The sequence below is a fragment of the Ruminococcus sporogenes genome (assembly GCF_054655175.1).
Window position 1 is genome coordinate 62,635 of the sequence record NZ_BAAHOA010000004.1, and the last position, 17,325, is coordinate 79,959.

At 42.3% G+C, this 17,325-nt stretch carries 14 protein-coding genes; 13 read left to right on the top strand and 1 reads right to left on the bottom strand.

What is annotated here, in order from left to right; genetic code table 11:
- Positions 1-84 precede the first annotated feature (84 nt).
- Together ACYQ0N_RS13260 and guaB are read left to right on the top strand one after the other, a co-directional pair.
- Positions 85-2,421, top strand: a complete 2,337-nt coding sequence (locus ACYQ0N_RS13260; RefSeq protein WP_460162973.1) for a glycogen/starch/alpha-glucan phosphorylase — start codon at positions 85-87, stop codon at positions 2,419-2,421.
- A 469-nt stretch (positions 2,422-2,890) separates the two neighbouring features.
- Positions 2,891-4,357 carry an IMP dehydrogenase gene (gene guaB / locus ACYQ0N_RS13265; RefSeq protein ID WP_177532008.1) on the top strand — a complete coding sequence of 489 codons (1,467 nt, stop codon included), beginning with the start codon at positions 2,891-2,893 and terminating at the stop codon, positions 4,355-4,357.
- A gap of 42 nt (positions 4,358-4,399) precedes the next feature.
- On the opposite strand, the gene spoIID is transcribed toward guaB, so the two are convergent.
- A complete protein-coding gene (gene spoIID, locus ACYQ0N_RS13270; protein ID WP_460162974.1) occupies positions 4,400-5,434 on the bottom strand; it encodes a stage II sporulation protein D in 1,035 nt (344 codons plus the stop codon).
- A 100-nt stretch (positions 5,435-5,534) separates the two neighbouring features.
- On the opposite strand from spoIID, the gene ACYQ0N_RS13275 reads away from it, so the two are divergent.
- The 11 genes from ACYQ0N_RS13275 (at position 5,535) to ACYQ0N_RS13325 (ending at position 17,322) form a co-directional block, all read left to right on the top strand.
- Positions 5,535-6,908, top strand: a complete 1,374-nt coding sequence (locus ACYQ0N_RS13275; protein WP_177532010.1) for a citrate synthase — start codon at positions 5,535-5,537, stop codon at positions 6,906-6,908.
- A gap of 29 nt (positions 6,909-6,937) precedes the next feature.
- Positions 6,938-8,248, top strand: a complete 1,311-nt coding sequence (locus ACYQ0N_RS13280; protein WP_460162975.1) for a hypothetical protein — start codon at positions 6,938-6,940, stop codon at positions 8,246-8,248.
- A 68-nt stretch (positions 8,249-8,316) separates the two neighbouring features.
- Positions 8,317-9,015, top strand: coding sequence for a response regulator transcription factor (locus ACYQ0N_RS13285; RefSeq protein WP_177532012.1), 699 nt, complete (start codon positions 8,317-8,319; stop codon positions 9,013-9,015).
- Between the two features lie 16 nt (positions 9,016-9,031).
- Complete coding sequence (locus tag ACYQ0N_RS13290; protein ID WP_177532013.1) at positions 9,032-10,441, top strand: sensor histidine kinase; 1,410 nt, start codon at positions 9,032-9,034, stop codon at positions 10,439-10,441.
- A gap of 36 nt (positions 10,442-10,477) precedes the next feature.
- The gene (locus ACYQ0N_RS13295) at positions 10,478-11,392 is read left to right on the top strand and encodes a DUF1385 domain-containing protein (protein ID WP_460162976.1); all 915 of its coding nucleotides are present in this window, start codon (positions 10,478-10,480) and stop codon (positions 11,390-11,392) included.
- On the top strand, positions 11,386-12,234 hold the full coding sequence (gene prmC, locus ACYQ0N_RS13300; protein ID WP_177532015.1) for a peptide chain release factor N(5)-glutamine methyltransferase: 849 nt from the start codon (positions 11,386-11,388) through the stop codon (positions 12,232-12,234). Before ACYQ0N_RS13295 ends, prmC begins: the two co-directional genes overlap by 7 nt.
- Positions 12,235-12,268: 34 nt before the next feature.
- Positions 12,269-13,477 (top strand): recombinase RecA, encoded by a 1,209-nt coding sequence (recA, locus tag ACYQ0N_RS13305; RefSeq protein ID WP_177532016.1) that lies wholly within the window; start codon positions 12,269-12,271, stop codon positions 13,475-13,477.
- Between the two features lie 2 nt (positions 13,478-13,479).
- On the top strand, positions 13,480-14,094 hold the full coding sequence (locus ACYQ0N_RS13310; protein ID WP_177532017.1) for a regulatory protein RecX: 615 nt from the start codon (positions 13,480-13,482) through the stop codon (positions 14,092-14,094).
- 15 nt (positions 14,095-14,109) lie between these two features.
- The gene (gene rimO, locus ACYQ0N_RS13315; protein ID WP_177532018.1) at positions 14,110-15,453 is read left to right on the top strand and encodes a 30S ribosomal protein S12 methylthiotransferase RimO; all 1,344 of its coding nucleotides are present in this window, start codon (positions 14,110-14,112) and stop codon (positions 15,451-15,453) included.
- On the top strand, positions 15,437-16,024 hold the full coding sequence (gene pgsA, locus ACYQ0N_RS13320; protein ID WP_177532019.1) for a CDP-diacylglycerol--glycerol-3-phosphate 3-phosphatidyltransferase: 588 nt from the start codon (positions 15,437-15,439) through the stop codon (positions 16,022-16,024). The genes rimO and pgsA overlap by 17 nt, the downstream gene beginning before the upstream one ends.
- 119 nt (positions 16,025-16,143) lie before the next feature.
- Complete coding sequence (locus tag ACYQ0N_RS13325) at positions 16,144-17,322, top strand: acyltransferase (protein WP_177532020.1); 1,179 nt, start codon at positions 16,144-16,146, stop codon at positions 17,320-17,322.
- The last annotated feature ends 3 nt before the right edge of the window (positions 17,323-17,325 follow it).

The window sequence follows — 17,325 nt, forward strand, 5'->3', positions numbered from 1 at the left end:
CTATATTGCTTTTCACCTATAAAAAGCGGCATAGTAATTCCGTATATTCAGCGTCAGCCAAAATTTTATATCAGGAGAGAATTTATGGAACAATTCAGAGAAACACTAAAAATTGCTTTAAAAAATTGCAGTAATCCTCAGGAAATTCATAACGCAATAGGAAATACGATCATGAGCTTTATTTCGGAAAACTGGGAAAAATCAAAGTATTCCCACTATCACAGCCGACGCGCATGTTATTTTTCTATGGAATTTCTTGTTGGACGCGCAATTTTTAATAACCTGCTCTGTCTCGGACTTTACGAGGATACCGAAGCCGTTCTGAACGAAATGGGCCGGAGTTTGTCCGAGCTTGAAGAAATCGAGGACGCGGCTCTTGGAAACGGCGGTCTGGGAAGACTTGCCGCATGCTTTCTTGACAGCGCCGCTTCAATGAATCTTCCCCTTGACGGCTACGGAATCAGATATAAATACGGTCTGTTTAAACAGGGAATCGAAAACGGTTTTCAGACTGAAAAAGCCGACGATTGGACAAGATACGGCGATCCATGGTCTGTAAGGCGGGAAGATGAAGCCGTCGAGGTAAAATATAAGGATCAAACCGTTAAAGCCGTACCCTACGACATGCCTATAATAGGATACGATACAGAGCATATCAGCTCCCTCCGTCTTTGGCAGTCTGAAGCTTTAAACGAATTTGATTTCGCACTTTTTAATCAGCAGAAATATATGGAGGCAAGCGCTGACAAAATATCTGCGGAAAATATCTCTAAATGCCTTTATCCTAACGACGATACAAGAGAGGGCAAGCTGCTTAGACTTAAACAGCAGTATTTCTTTTGCAGCGCCTCGCTCCAGGACATAGCGAAAAAACACTGCGAACGTTTCGGAACGCTGGAAAATATAGCCGACAGCATAACCGTTCAGCTAAACGATACTCATCCTGTTATATCCATACCGGAGCTTATCAGAATACTGACCGCCGAAGGAATGTCCTTCGAAAAAGCATTCGCGGTAACGCGCAAGGTCTTTAATTACACAAACCACACCGTTATGCCGGAGGCTCTTGAAAAATGGGACTGCTCGCTGGTAGAAGAGCTGCTCCCTGAAATCTATTCGATAATACTTCAGATCCACGAGCGTCTTATCTCTGAAATGTATTCCAAGAAAATGACTCCGGAAAATATTGAAAAAATAAAAATTATCAGAAACGGACAGGTAAACATGGCCGATATGGCGGTTTACTGCTCGTCTTATATCAACGGCGTAGCCGAAATCCACACGGAAATTCTGAAGGATTCCGTCCTTGCGGACTGGTATAAGCTTTACCCCGAACGATTTCAGAATAAAACTAACGGTATAACCCAGAGACGCTGGCTGGCTCTCTGTAACAGAGAGCTGGCGGATATGGCGACGGATTTAACCGGCGGAAAGGAATGGCTGACGAATCTCGACAAACTGAAATCTCTTGAACAATACGCTGATGACGACGGAATAATCGAAAGATTTCTTAATATAAAAAAGAATAACAAAAGAGCTTTGGCTGAATATATTAAAAACAAGGAAGGGATTGAGATTAATCCTGATTCAGTTTTTGATATTCAGATAAAAAGACTGCATGAGTATAAGCGTCAGCTTCTGAACGCATTTTCAATACTTTATATCTATTTCGGCATTAAATCCGGAGAAATAATAAACATGAATCCGGTTACGTTTATTTTCGGAGCGAAATCAGCTCCCGGATACCGGAGAGCAAAGGGCATTATAAAATATATCAACGAAATTGCAAGACTTATCGAAAACGACGACGAGGTCAACAGATATATAAAGGTTGTGTTCGTATCGAATTATAACGTTTCCTATGCGGAAAAGCTTATACCGGCCGCAGATATTTCCGAGCAGATATCCACTGCCGGAACAGAAGCGTCCGGAACGGGAAATATGAAGCTTATGCTTAACGGAGCAGTTACGCTCGGAACCTACGACGGCGCCAATATTGAAATAGTAAAAGAGGCCGGAGAAGAAAACAATTATATTTTCGGCGCAAGAGTAGAAGAGCTTAAAGAAATTATACCCGGATATAACAGCAGGAAGCTTTTGTCAGAAAATGAAAAAATCAGAAGGATTATAAATACTTTAATCGACGGAACCGTTTCAGACGGAGGCTCAGGAATGTTCAGAGAGCTTTATTATTCGCTGACAGACGGCGCGTCATGGCATACTCCAGATAATTACTATCTTCTCGGAGATTTGGAAGACTATGTTGAAACAAAGCTTAAATGCATCGGAGATTTTGAGGATAAACGGCTGATCGGCAAAAAAATGTGGCTGAATATGTGCAATGCGGGAAAATTCAGTTCTGACAGAACTGTCAGCGATTATGCCGAAAACATCTGGCATATCGGTAAGATTGATATATAAATTTAAGACCGCACTCTAAAATTTTGCAGCCATAAAGATTAAAATCCACAGAGAAATAACAATCTCTGTGGACTTTTTTCGTATTAAACAGCCTAATAAATTTCCATTTATCAATCGTTGCATACAAGCTTATGTCGCAGAAAAATCTTCGCCTGTAGGATGCCGGTTATGTTTGTTTTCAGAGTACCTTTATAATACTTCTTTATCTCAACACTACTGAAAGCCGCGGCTATTCTATACTTTTTTATTGAATCCATTTTTCATTAAATTCAGAAATATATTTATACTATACCAACGTTAATTTTTTAACCATGCGCAAAATCGACTTTTTTTTCGAAAGACTGCAAAAACCTCTTGACAGAGGCAAAAAAAAATAGTATCATATTAAAAAAGCAAATATTAAACATTGAAAGTCAGCTTTAGTTCTCTGTGAATTTGGCTGCTTTCTTCGTATATTTAGGAGGATTTTATGCTTAGTGAGAGTAAATTTGAAAAAGAGGGGCTGACGTTTGACGACGTCCTGCTTATCCCCGGCAAATCGGACGTAACTCCGAACATGATAAACCTCGGAACACGTCTTGCCGGCGGCATAACGCTTAAAACGCCTATCATGACAGCAGCCATGGATACCGTAACAGAAGCTAAAATGGCAATAGCGATCGCAAGAGAAGGCGGAATAGGAATAATACATAAAAACATGACTATTGATAAGCAGGCGGACGAAGTCGATAAGGTAAAGCGTTCGGAAAACGGCGTAATTGTCAATCCATTTTCTCTCACTGCCGACAGATATGTATACGACGCCGACGAGCTTATGGGCAAATATAAGATTTCAGGCGTACCTATCGTTGATTCAACAGGCAAGCTTGTCGGTATTATCACAAACCGAGACATGCGCTTTATTTCCGATTATGATACTAAAATCGGAGACGTTATGACAAAGGACAACCTTATAACGGCTCCGATAGGCACCACTCTTGAGCAGGCGCAGGAAATTCTCCGAACACATAAAATAGAAAAGCTGCCTTTGGTTGACGAAAACGGCTATCTCAAAGGACTTATTACAATAAAGGATATAGAAAAAGCGATTCAGTATCCTAACTCTGCAAGGGATAAGAGCGGAAGGCTCCTCTGCGGCGCCGCTATCGGAGTAACGGCGGACGTGCTTGAAAGAGCTGGAGCTCTTATCGACGCACAAGCCGACGTACTTGTACTTGATTCCGCGCACGGTCATTCCAAAAACATTTTAAAATGTCTTAAAATGATAAAGGAGGCTTATCCGGATACTCCGGTTATTGCCGGAAATATTGCGACGGCAGAGGCTGCCGAGGATCTTATTGCGGCAGGAGCCGACTGCCTCAAGGTTGGAATAGGCCCGGGATCAATCTGTACGACGCGCGTTGTCGCAGGTATCGGCGTTCCTCAGATCACAGCAGTTTACGACGTTGCAAGAGTAGCTCAGAAATATAACGTACCCGTTATCGCAGACGGAGGTATTAAATATTCCGGCGACATCGTCAAGGCTCTTGCGGCAGGCGCAAACGTGGTAATGCTCGGCTCGCTTCTTGCCGGATGCGAAGAGGCCCCCGGAGAAACTGAAATTTTCCAGGGACGTTCGTTCAAGGTTTACAGAGGTATGGGAAGTCTGGGCGCAATGGCGTGCGGCTCCAAGGACAGATATTTCCAGGAGGGAGCTAAAAAATTAGTTCCGGAGGGCGTTGAGGGAAGAGTTCCTTTCAAAGGCCCCGTTGCCGACACTATTTTCCAGCTTGTCGGCGGAATCAGATCCGGTATGGGCTACTGCGGCTGCAAGGATATCCCTACGCTTCACGAGCATTCCAAATTTGTCAGAATTACCGGAGCCGGTTTAAAGGAAAGCCATCCTCATGATATTTATATCACAAAGGAAGCTCCTAACTATTCGGCACAAATTTAATATAACCACAAAAGACGCTTCATACGAGGCGTCTTTTTCGTTTCAGGAAAGCTCCAGTATATCGGTGCCCGGATAATAGTGCTCTAAAATTTCCTTATAATCCTTTCCCTTTTCCGCCATGGAATTCGCACCGTACTGACTCATTCCTACCGCATGACCATAACCCTTGGTTGTTATCTTGAATTCTTTATCATAACTTATCTCAAAGGCGGCGGAGCGCAGAGAAAGAGCCGCGCGAATTTCCTGCCCCGTTACGGTTTTATCTCCGACTTTTATTTTCAATACGGTCTTTGAATCGCTTAATTCAGCCTCGGAGAACCACTTCTCCGGCTCATCACCAAGCTTTATTCCTTCAAAGGCGTTTTCAAGCCGCCGGCGCATTTCGTCCTCGGTAAACTCATATTCTTCAAGATACTTAGGAGCGGAAACATCGTCCTCGCTGTCTACAGGAACAAGATAATCCACTCCGCTGCCCCAGACGTTCTCAGCGCTTTCTGTTTTTCCCGCCGACATGGAATGAAAAGCGGCGATTATCGGCTCGTCCTTATATACTATAATCTCGTTTTCAACCTCGCTTACTGCTTCGCGTACCTTTTTTATATACTGCTCGTAATTATCGCCGTAATACTGCTTTACTTGATTTTCTGTAAAATATGCCTGATATTTAGCGCTGTCGTTGGAAAAATAGGCTCCTCCAAGCTCCGGATCCGGCGACGTTTCAGCTTTTTCCTTCTGACGTTCAGCATATGTATGAGCGGCTACCGCCTGAGCCTTCAGCGCTTCCTTTTCAAAGGTTGCGGGCATCTCGGCACAAACTGCGCCTACAATATAATCAAAAGCGGATATATCCTCGATCTTTCCTGTGGTAATATCAAGCACCTTATAGCTTTCTGATGATTCTTTTTTAGTTTTCGCGCTTTCCGGCTCCGTACTCTTTTCTGATACGACGGAAGCGTTTACCTGCTTTTCGTCAGGCTGACGATGTCTGGAGCTTATTTCAGAAGCAAATAACGGAGCGGCAGGCACCGTAACGAGCAATGCGGCAAAAATAAGAGCCGCAGAGATATAAGATTTCATAAAATCCTCCTTTTCTTTACTCTTTCTGATTTTTTACTTTTGATTCATAAAGTTGACAATCCGCCTCAAATATAGTATAATAAATTTTAAGTATAACAGAATGGGAGTGATACATGTGAATAGTTTCAATGAAAATTCAAGTATTAAAAAATTATGCAGCGACTTGTCCGAACATTCCAGCATTAACCCTAAACTTTACGACAAATTTTTCGTAAAAAGAGGGCTGAGAAATTCAGACGGCACCGGGGTAGTTGCGGGAATAACAAATATCTGCAACGTACACGGATATGTGGTGAACGAGGGAGACCGCGAACCGATCGACGGTGAGCTTATTTACCGCGGCTACAGTATAAAGGAGCTTGTGGAAAACGTTACAAACGACGACAGATTCGGCTTTGAAGAAATTACATATCTCCTTCTGACCGGAAAGCTGCCTAACAAAAAATCTCTTGCCGCCTTTTCAGATTACCTTGCTGAAAGAAGAGAACTCCCATCAGGATTCGTTGTCGACATGATTTTAAAGGCGCCTTCAAAGAATATAATGAATAAGCTGGGCAGAAGCGTCCTTGCATTATATTCATATGACGAAGAGTGTGAAAATCATTCCATTGAAAATGAAATGAGAATAGCCTTAGAGCTTGTCGCTAAGCTTCCGGTTATTATGACAAACGCATATCAGACTAAAAAAAGCTATTATGAGCATAAAAGTATGATAATGCATCCGATAAGAAAAGATGAAAGAATGGCGGAAACTATTCTTTCTCTTATGAGATTTGACAGAAAATATACCAAAGAAGAGGCTCAGCTTTTAGACACAATGCTCATGCTCCATGCTGAACACGGCGGCGGAAATAACTCTACGTTTACCTGCCGAGTTCTGACATCATCCGGAACAGACGCATACTCGGCGTATTCAGCCGCAATAGGCTCTCTAAAGGGACACCGTCACGGCGGAGCTAACATAAAGGTTATGCAGATGCTTGACGATTTCAAAGAAAACGTCAGAAACTGGGAAGACGAGGGAGAGGTTGCGGATCATATGATAAAGATCCTCAACAAGGAAGCCAACGACAGGTCCGGACTTATTTACGGCATGGGTCACGCCGTCTATACCCTGTCGGATCCAAGAGCTGTAATACTGAAAAAGAAAGCCTTCGAGCTTGCCGAGGGAAAAGAAATAGAAGCGGATTTCAGGCTGCTTAATACAATCGAAAGACTTACTCCGGAAATATTCAAAGAAGTCAAGGGAAGCGATAAGGTAGTGTGCGCAAACGTTGATATGTATTCGGGGCTCGTTTACAAAATGCTCGGTATTCCTTCGGATCTCTATACGCCGCTTTTCGCCGTGTCAAGAATTGTCGGCTGGGCGGCTCACAGAATGGAAGAAATACTTACCGGCTCGAGAATAATCCGTCCGGCATACAAGGCTATTGCAAAACCGAGAAAATATATCCCGCTCAGCGAAAGAGATTAAATAATCAGTCAACGGAGGAAAAAACGGCAATGAAAAAATATCTGGGTATTTTTACGCTTTTTTTTCTCCTGCTTACCGGCTGCAGTTTTTCAACAGGCATAGATACGCTTATCGCTCCTCCTAAGCTGAGCCGCGAACAGGAATATATTTATAACGCGCTTAAAAATTATACAGGAGCCAACATAAGCCTTAAATACCCGAAATCAGGCGATTATCTTTCAGCATTCATCATCGCCGATATTGACGGAGACGATGACGAGGAGGCCATTGTTTTTTATGAAAAAAACACAGTTTCCACAGAGGATAATTCGCTCCGAATGAATATACTCGACTGCGTCGGAACACAGTGGCAGTCCGTTTACGATCACGCGGCGGACGGCAACGAGGTAGAAAAGGTCGTTATCACGCCCTTAGGGGACAATAAAAGAATCAATATAATAGTAGGCTACAGTCTCATAAATCAAAGCGAAAAGGTAGTAAGCATATACCATTATGAAAACGGCGCTCTCAATACAACATTTGAAAATAATTACTATTCCTTGTTTGACGCCGCAGACTTAAACGGCGACGATACAAAAGAGCTTTTTATCGCCCTTAACCAAAGCACCTCAAGAGACGCTTCCGCTGAAATATATCATCTGAATGAAAACGGCGAATACTCCCGTTCCTCAGTAGGCCTTGAGGAAGGATATACAGATTATCAGCAAGCGACGTACGGTATTTTAGAGGACGGCTCCACCGGAATATATCTTGACGCAGTTGCGGGAAACGGAAAAATCGTTACAACGGTTTTTTCCGTTGATGAAAATAATGTTTTAAACAGAATTTTTACTCCTGACAGCCAAACAGAAGAAACTGCAAGACCATCCGCCTATATCTGCACGGATATAGACGGCGACGGACGCGTTGAAATACCCGTTCCGCAGCTTTTTCCCGGCTACAGCGAAAACGACAGTATTCCGCTTAGCTTAACTAAATGGTATGAGCTAAAAGATAAAAAGCTTTCGGTAAAAATGTGCGGCTACCAAAGCATAACAAACGGCTATTCATTTATATTTCCGGACGGCTGGCTGGGAAATGTGACCGCTTACGCCGATTCTTCAATGAGCCGTATCGTTTTCACCAGATTTACAGGAAAAGCGCACGAAGATGAAAAACGCCTTTTCAGTCTGCAAACAATTTCCAATAATGATTCTGAAAAAATCAACAGGCTTCTGAATCAAGGCTACGAGCTGCTTCATTCCAGAGGCGATAAACTGTTTTTGATAGATATAAATGAGGACGACGAGCTGACGCAGCCTTCTGCGGAGCTTATGTTCCGATTCAATTTCAAGGACTAAGGCAATAATATCAAAGCCGCCGTTTAAACTCTTCGCGGCTTTGAAACAAAGGATGGAGAAAAAAGACCATGAAACGTATATTGGTATGCGAGGACGAGGACGCAATCCGTGATTTTGTTGTAATTAACCTTAAACGTGCAGGATATGACGTTTACGATGTAAACTGCGGAGAGGAGGCTTTAAGAGTTTTCGATGAAGAAAACGGAAACTTTGACATTGTTCTCCTCGATATAATGATGCCGGGAATCGACGGCTTTACAGTCTGCAAAAAGCTCCGTGAAAAAAGCTCCACTCCCGGAATAATCATGCTGACTGCAAAGGCTCAGGAAATGGACAAGGTAAACGGACTGATGATAGGCGCGGACGATTATATTACAAAGCCGTTTTCCCCTTCAGAGCTTACCGCAAGGGTAGACGCAATTTACCGTAGGGTGTGCATGAGCTTTATAAAGGACGATAAATCCATGCGGCTTGAATCCGGTCCTTTTGTTTTGGATATAAACAGCAGAACGGTCACAAAAAACGGCGTTTCTATAGATCTTACCCAGGTAGAATATCAGATTCTGGAATATTTCATGAATAATAAAAATACCGCTCTTGACCGTTCAAGCATACTAAATCACATATGGGGCGAAAGCTATTACGGCGACGATAAAATCGTCGATGTAAACATAAGAAGAATACGCCTTAAAATAGAGGACGAGCCTTCTAATCCCCAATATATCATGACTATATGGGGTTACGGCTATAAATGGAACGAGAAGTAACGAAACGGAGTTTTAAGTGGCAAAAAAAAGCATAACAAAACGCTGGCTTATAAACAATCTGGGCGTTGTGCTTATGATACTTCTTATCATAGAAATGGTTTTTATTTATGTAGTCCAGAATTATTATTACAGCTCCGCTAAGCAGTATCTTGTATCAAAGCTAAACGCAGTTACAAGCATACTTTCGCTTTACGCCGACGATACCAGCGTTAATTTTTCCTCAGAGGTCAGGAATATGCTCGAAAATTTCTCCGAAAAGGATAAAATGGAGCTTATGGCTATAAACTCTAAGGGACACATTGCTCTTACATCATCCGGCTTTTCTCCGGATTCCGATACGGTAATGAACGATTATGAAGACGCAATTAAAAGCGATAATAATTACGGCTATTATATAGGAAAGCAGGACGGCGATGAAAAAATAATGGCTGCCGCTTATTCTATTGCTTCTATGAACACTGAATACAGCGCCGTAAGAGTCGTTATATCGCTTTCAGAAATAGACAATGCAATTACAGGCTTTATTATAGTTATGACGGCCGTCTGCATAGCAATACTGCTGCTGATGGCCTTAACCGGATTTTATTTTATAAATTCCATAGTCAAGCCTGTTCAGCAGATAAGCGCAACGGCCGCCAAATTCGCCAAGGGAGATTTTTCCCTCCGGATAAAAAATGACAGCGGCGACGAAATCGGAGATCTATGCACTGCCATAAATCATATGGCAGACGAGCTTTCAAGCGCGGATACTATGAAAAACGAGTTTATATCGTCGGTTTCTCACGAACTCAGAACTCCCCTTACAGCTATTAAGGGCTGGGCAGAAACCATAAATAATGAAAGAGATCCTGTAATTACCGGAAAAGGTATAAGAGTTATAACTAACGAAACTGAAAGGCTTTCAAGAATGGTAGAGGAGCTTCTCGATTTTTCAAGAATGCAAAGCGGTCATTTCACATTGCAGCAGGACACTATGGATATACTTGCCGAGCTTGGCGACGCCGTGCTGATATACGCCGAAAAGGCAAGAAGCGAGAACGTGACGATAATTTACGAAGAACCAGAGATGCTTCCTTTTGTCAACGGGGATAAGAACAGGATAAGGCAGGTGTTTATCAATATTATAGACAATGCCATAAAATATTCCAATATAGGCGGTGTTGTTAGAATATTCGCCTCAGAAACGGAAAACGGAGATATATGCGTTATAGTGGAGGATAACGGCTGCGGCATAAAAAAAACCGATCTTCCCAAAATCAAAACCAAATTCTATAAAGCTAACCATACGAAAAAGGGCTCGGGTATCGGTCTTGCGGTCGCCGATGAGATAATAACCATGCACGGCGGAACTCTGACCGTTGACAGTGAGGAAGGAAAAGGAACCAAGGTAACTATAACTATTCCAACGCAGAAAAACGGAGTATAAAACAGTCCCGAACGGGACGGAAAGGTATTTTGCAGTATGAGCGAACAGAAAACGTCGTATAAATCAAAAATCGGCGGACAGGCGCTTATTGAGGGCGTTATGATGAACGGCGTCCATAAGGGCGCGATGGCGTGCCGTCTCCCCAACGGAACGATAGATCTTGAGGTTTGGGATAAAAAGCCTGTTACGGCATGGTACAGAAAAACTCCACTTATTAGAGGTATCTTCAATTTTGTCATATCAATGAAGGAGGGCTATCGCTGTCTTATGAAATCTGCTGAAAAGCAGATGGACGACGAGGAAACTCCGGAGGATGAAAAGTTAAGCGATAAAGCAATGAATATTATTATGACGGTCGCAATGATTCTTGGAATTGTTCTCGCAGTCGGTCTGTTTGTTTTTTTGCCGAAATGGCTGGTAAACTTTTCTGATACGCTTACGGAAAACCGTTATCTCCGCTCATTATCGGAGGGTATAATCAAAATAGTCATATTTATAGCATATCTGGGCTGCACAGCGCTTATGAAGGATTTAAGACGTACATACGAATATCACGGCGCAGAACACAAAACAATAGCCTGCCTTGAGGCTGGTCTTGAGCTGACGGTTGACAACGTAAAAAAGCAGAGACGCTTTCATCCGCGGTGCGGTACAAGCTTTCTTTTTATCACTCTTATAATCAGTATACTTGTTATGTGTCTTGTTCCTTTCACAATAGTCTGGCAGAGAGTAATTGCAAGTATTATTCTTATTCCCGTTATGGTTGGAATATCCTATGAGCTTATAAGAATCGCAGGGCGTTACGACAACATATTAACAAGAATTATTTCCGCTCCCGGTCTTTATATACAGAGACTGACAACAAAGGAGCCAGACGAAAAGCAGATAGAAGTCGCAATAAAGGCGATAAAGCCCTGTATACCGGAAAACCCTGAGGAGGACAGATGGTAACGGCTCCCCAGCTCTATTTTCACATAAAGAATATTTTTGAAAATAACCGTATAGAAAACCCGCAGTTTGAAGCCATGTGCGTCGTCGAGCATATATTCAGAAAAAAGCTTGGCACTCTTCTGCTTGAAAAGCCTTTTGCCGCCGAAGAGCAAATTAAATTTGCGGATAATATCGCTTACAGAAGGATCAGTGGCGAGCCGCTACAGTATCTTCTGGGGGAATGGGAGTTTTTCGGTCTGCCTTTTTATGTCGGCCGCGGAGTTCTTATTCCAAGACAGGATACCGAAACGCTGGTTGAGACAGTCATAGAATCCTCACGGAATTTCATCAAGCCGAAGATAATAGACCTTTGCAGCGGAAGCGGATGTATTGCGTGCTCGGTTTCCGCTTATGTAAAGAACGCCGAGGTATACGCCCTTGAAAAATCAGAGCGCGCTATCGGTTATCTTAACAAAAATATAGAATTAAATAAATCGAAAATTACAGTAATTCAAGCAGACGTTTTAAAGCCCGAAGCCGCTCTCGTATACGGGAATTTCGATATAATAGCATGCAATCCCCCCTATCTTACCGCGAACGATATGAATTTCCTTCAGAAAGAAGTGACATATGAGCCTGCCGAGGCCTTGTTCGGAGGTCTTGACGGTCTGGATTTTTACAGGAAAATAACAGAGCTGTGGCGAAATTTCTTAAATGACGGCGGGATCCTTGCCTATGAGATTGGAATGGGCCAGGAAAACGATGTATCAGATATAATGAAAAAAAATGGATTTACAAATATATTATTTATCAAAGACCTCTCCGGCGTTATCCGGGTGGTAAAAGGTGAAAAAGCAATTTAACGCCGTATTCAAACGGCAGAATGGAGATTCTTGAATGGCAAAATCAGACTTGAAAAAAAAGGTAAAACCTATAATGCTGCCGACATCTCAGGAAGAAAAAAAGAAAGCGCTTGCGGGAGCTATCGCGCAAATAGAAAAGAATTTCGGAAAGGGCGCAATAATAAAGCTCGGCTCTAATCAGACTATGCAAGTAGACGCTATTCCTACCGGATCCATGGGACTTGATCTGGCGCTCGGAATCGGAGGAGTTCCTAAGGGAAGAATAGTCGAGCTATACGGTCCGGAAAGCTCCGGCAAAACCACCGTAGCTCTCCATATAATAGCCGAGGCTCAAAAAAAAGGCGGAGAGGTGGCCTTTGTAGACGTCGAACACGCGCTTGATCCGCAGTATGCGGCAGCTCTTGGAGTCGACGTGGATAATCTGCTCGTATCTCAGCCGGACAGCGGCGAGCAGGCGCTTGAAATCATGGAAGCGCTGGTGCGCTCAGGGGCTGTGGACGTGGTAGTTCTCGACTCAGTTGCAGCTCTCACCACAAAGGCGGAAATAGACGGTAATATGGGCGATTCAAATGTGGGACAGCTTGCAAGGCTTATGTCGCAGGCAATGAGAAAGCTCACACCTCTTCTTTCAAAAACTAACTGCGTGGCTATTTTTATCAATCAGATCCGTGAAAAAATCGGCGTAATGTACGGCAACCCTGAAACCACGCCGGGCGGACGCGCTCTTAAATTTTATGCGTCGGTTATTATAGATGTAAGAAAGGGCGAGGCTATAAAAAACGGCACAGAGCTTATAGGCTCAAGGACCAAAATAAAAATTAAGAAAAATAAGGTCGCTCCTCCTTTTAAGGAATGTGAGTTTGATATAATATTTGGAAAAGGAATTTCCCGAACCGGAGAGGTGCTGGATCTTGCGGTTGAGCTGGACGTTATCAAAAAAAGCGGAGCTTGGTTTAGCTATGACGGTCAGAAACTCGGTCAAGGCCGCGACAACGCTAAAAAGGCGCTTGAGGAAAATCCGGAGCTTATGAAGGTCGTTGAGGAAAAAATCAACGAAAACAAGGACGCGCTTATGGCTGTAACAAAAGCCTCCAAAAAAAGGACTAAGCTTGAGGAAGCGGCTGAAACGGCGGCTTTAGGAGATATCGATGACATTGAAGATATTGGAGATATGAATGAAATTGATCCTGTAATCAGCGCTGAAGACGATTTTGAAGAATTTACGCCGGCGGATGACGAATAATTATGAAAATCACATCTATTGAAAAATATAAGGGCGATACCTTCCGCGTTATTATTGACGGAATCAAAAAAGTTTACCTTCACAGAGAAATTATACAAAAATTCAGTCTGGAGCCTTCATGTGAAATTAAAAGTGAAACGCTTACTGAAATTCTTTACGCATCGGATTTGCGGCGGGCTTCACGCAGAGCAATGTACCTGATAAATGAACGGGATTACTCTTATATTCAGCTTTTTGAAAGGCTTCAGAAGAATTACCCCGACGATATATGCTTTAAGGTTGTAAACCAAATGGCTGAAAAGGGCTACATAAACGACCGCAGATACGCCGACGAAATCGTATACAGCTACATGATATGCAAATGCTACGGCCCCAGAAGGGTAAAGCAGGAGCTTTACAAAAGAGGAGTAAAGGGACAGACTGCCGAAACAGCGCTGGAAAATGCGTCTGAAGGATTATACGAACGTCTTTTATCAGTTATAGAAAAAAAATATGCTGATTACCTCGATGATCCGGACGATAAAAGAGCCGTTGATAAGGTTAAAAACGCGCTTGTAAGAATGGGGTATGATTACAGTGACATTAACAGCGCAATAAATGATTTTTTCGATAAATAATAAAGGAGAAATAATATGTCTATTAAAATCGGACTTGTTTCACTGGGCTGTTCGAAAAATCTTGTGGATTCGGAAAGAATGCTATATAAAATACGTGAGAGAGGCTATGAGCTTGTGACTGAACCGGGGCTATCCGATATAGCCGTTGTGAATACCTGCGGATTTATCCAATCGGCTAAGGAAGAAGCAATCGAAACTATCCTTGAGCTGGGTAAGCTAAAGGAAGAGGGTACAATCAAGAAAATTATAATCACCGGATGTCTTTCAGAAAGATACCGTCAGGAAGCCGCCGAGCTTTTTCCTGAGGCAGACGCTGTCATCGGAATCGGAAATCAGGAGGACATAATCGACGTTATAGATCATGTTCTGGCAAACGAACGTGTAGTAAGCTTTGAAAAAAAAGAAAAGCTGCCGGTTACCGGCGGACGTATAATCTCGACGCTCTCCTTTTTCGCTTATCTTAAAATTGCCGAAGGCTGCGATAACTGCTGCTCCTATTGCGCTATTCCTAAAATCAGGGGACGTTTCAGAAGCGTGCCTATGGAGGACGTTATTAAAGAAGCCGAATGGCTTGCTGAAAACGGCGTCACAGAGCTTATAGTCATCGCTCAGGATACAACCCGCTACGGAGAAGATCTTTACGGAGCTTCAAAGCTTCCGGAGCTTCTCGAAATGCTTTGCGGCATTAACGGCTTTAAATGGATCCGAGTGCTTTACTGTTATCCCGAAAGAATAACCGATAAGCTTCTTGACGTTATCGCAAAGCAGCCTAAAATAGTTAAATATCTGGATATACCCATACAGCATTGCAGCGGCGAGGTTCTTAAAAATATGAACCGCTGCGGCGACCAAGCGCAGCTAAAAGCCCTGATTACTAAAATAAGAGATAAGGTTCCGAAAATTGTTCTGAGAACAACGCTGATTACCGGCTTTCCCGGGGAAACGGAAGAACAGTTTAACGAACTGGCAGAATTTGTAAAAATAATTGAATTCGATAGACTGGGGTGCTTTCCTTATTCTCAGGAGGACGGAACCGTCGCAGGAAAAATGGATAATCAGGTGGACGACGATATAAAGGCGCACCGTGCCGATATAATTATGGAACAGCAGCAGTTAATACACCGCAGAAAAAATGAAGCGTGCATGGGAAAGACCTTTGAGGCGGTTGTCGAGGGCTTTGATAAGTGGGCGGAATGCTATTTCGGCAGAACTGAATCCGACGCTCCCGATATTGACGGCAAAGTATTTTTCGCAGGGACCGACAAGCTTCGAGTCGGACAATATGTTAATATTAGGATTACTGATACACTGGATTACGACTTGATTGGAGAGGTGATTACTGATGAATCTGCCGAATAAGCTTACACTTCTAAGAGCGGTTCTTGTACCGGTTTTTCTGCTCCTGTTATTTTTAAATATAATACCCGTACACTATACTCTGGCTCTTGTTGTATTTGCCGTGGCCTCGATAACCGACGCTCTTGACGGTCATATAGCAAGAAAGAATAACCTGGTTACCAATTTCGGTAAATTTCTTGATCCACTTGCGGACAAGGTTCTGGTAGTTTCGGCTCTTATTGCTTTTATAGAGCTTGATATAATAAGCTCTATACCGGTAATCATTATAGTGGCAAGAGAATTCATGGTATCAGGATTAAGACTTCTTGCGGCCGGCAGCGGAATCGTAGTGGCCGCCGGTTTTTCAGGAAAGCTTAAAACTGCCTTTACTATGATAACAATTATCGCTATACTTATAAACCTTGCAATTTCCAGAGATTACGGCTGGTTCGGTTTTGCATTCGCAGACAGCTTCAAGCAGTGTGCGGATATTATAATACAAATACTGATCTGGGTTTCCGCCGCACTGACGGTTGTATCAGGCTGTATATATCTAAAGGGCTACTGGAACCTTATAGATTCTGATAAGTAAAAAATTTCGTATTGCTATAAAAGGCAGTACGAAATTTTTATTTTTTTGCTAAAATATTGACATTTATGGGAACTTGAATTATAATTTTAATATATTATATTTATGAGGAGGGATTTAATTTGGGAAATAATAATAAGCTCAGCGGTATCGTCGGCTTTATATTTAACACGAGAGGACTAAAAAAACGAGATTTTGGTATAGACTTTATAAAGTCTATTGCCGCACTGTTCGTATTAAGCGTTCATTTTTTTCTTAAAAACGGTTACTATAATATTCCGATGACCGAAAGGAATATTATGATTCCTACCGCATTTAGATGGATATTTTTTACAGGGGTTCCGCTTTTTATTATTTCAACCGGATATTTAAAAAGAAAATCCAAGTTCAACGGTCTGCATTATGTTAAAATAACGCCGATTATAGTAACGACTATACTTGTAGGCGTAATAACGGTATTATATAAAATCCTGTTTTTGGGAGAATCGAATCCTCTGTTTATTTGGGCGCGATCTATATGGGCATGCGAACAGCCCGGCTACGGCTGGTATGTTAATATGTATCTATGTCTTGCTTTAATCATGCCGTTTTTGAGCTATGCATGGAATGCGATTGAAAGTCCTCGAAAAAAACAGATGACGATTATCGTTTTTGCAATCCTGACCGCTCTACCTCAAACCATTAACAGATGGCCGGTTATGGACACAAATCTCGGGTTTACTCCCAACAGATGGACAACCTGCTATGCTATTACATATTTTCTTATCGGCGCCTATATAGGCGAATACAGACCTAAAATAAAAAAATGGGTATTAGGACTGCTATTTGCATGCTGTATCGCCTATCAGACCATCAAGACCTACATTACAGCTAACGGAGGAAATTTCTATAACGGAGTCTGCGCAGATTATGAGGATCTTATAACAGTTTTAACCGGAACCATTTTATTCTTACTTATTTATGATATAAACGTTAAGAATTTACCGGTCAGAGCAATTTTTGCGAGCATTTCCAGCGTTACCCTCGGACTTTATCTTCTTTCATGGATCGGAGATAACGAAATATATCCTTATTTCAGCTATAAGGGCAGGTTAAGCAACGGAGTAAACGGCATGCTTGGAAGTTATTTTCTTATAGTCCCGTTAAATTTCACGTTATGCTATATAGGCGCAACAACTCTTAATATATTTACAAAGCTTATAACCTCTCCCATTATAAGGCTTGTTTCTCGAAGGACAAGTAAACAGGACAACTTAAATAATCAAATAAATACTCCGGAAAAAGAAATTGTTACCGTTTAACGG

What these genes read in the sequence shown, in the direction of transcription:
- ACYQ0N_RS13295 (WP_460162976.1), top strand. Translation starts at nt 10,478, where the DNA reads ATGAGCGAACAGAAAACGTCGTATAAATCAAAAATCGGCGGACAGGCG.
- spoIID (WP_460162974.1), bottom strand. Translation starts at nt 5,434, where the DNA reads ATGAAATCTTATATCTCTGCGGCTCTTATTTTTGCCGCATTGCTCGTT.
- recA (WP_177532016.1), top strand. Translation starts at nt 12,269, where the DNA reads ATGGCAAAATCAGACTTGAAAAAAAAGGTAAAACCTATAATGCTGCCG.
- ACYQ0N_RS13275 (WP_177532010.1), top strand. Translation starts at nt 5,535, where the DNA reads ATGGGAGTGATACATGTGAATAGTTTCAATGAAAATTCAAGTATTAAA.
- ACYQ0N_RS13310 (WP_177532017.1), top strand. Translation starts at nt 13,480, where the DNA reads ATGAAAATCACATCTATTGAAAAATATAAGGGCGATACCTTCCGCGTT.
- ACYQ0N_RS13285 (WP_177532012.1), top strand. Translation starts at nt 8,317, where the DNA reads ATGAAACGTATATTGGTATGCGAGGACGAGGACGCAATCCGTGATTTT.
- rimO (WP_177532018.1), top strand. Translation starts at nt 14,110, where the DNA reads ATGTCTATTAAAATCGGACTTGTTTCACTGGGCTGTTCGAAAAATCTT.
- ACYQ0N_RS13280 (WP_460162975.1), top strand. Translation starts at nt 6,938, where the DNA reads ATGAAAAAATATCTGGGTATTTTTACGCTTTTTTTTCTCCTGCTTACC.
- pgsA (WP_177532019.1), top strand. Translation starts at nt 15,437, where the DNA reads ATGAATCTGCCGAATAAGCTTACACTTCTAAGAGCGGTTCTTGTACCG.
- prmC (WP_177532015.1), top strand. Translation starts at nt 11,386, where the DNA reads ATGGTAACGGCTCCCCAGCTCTATTTTCACATAAAGAATATTTTTGAA.
- guaB (WP_177532008.1), top strand. Translation starts at nt 2,891, where the DNA reads ATGCTTAGTGAGAGTAAATTTGAAAAAGAGGGGCTGACGTTTGACGAC.
- ACYQ0N_RS13260 (WP_460162973.1), top strand. Translation starts at nt 85, where the DNA reads ATGGAACAATTCAGAGAAACACTAAAAATTGCTTTAAAAAATTGCAGT.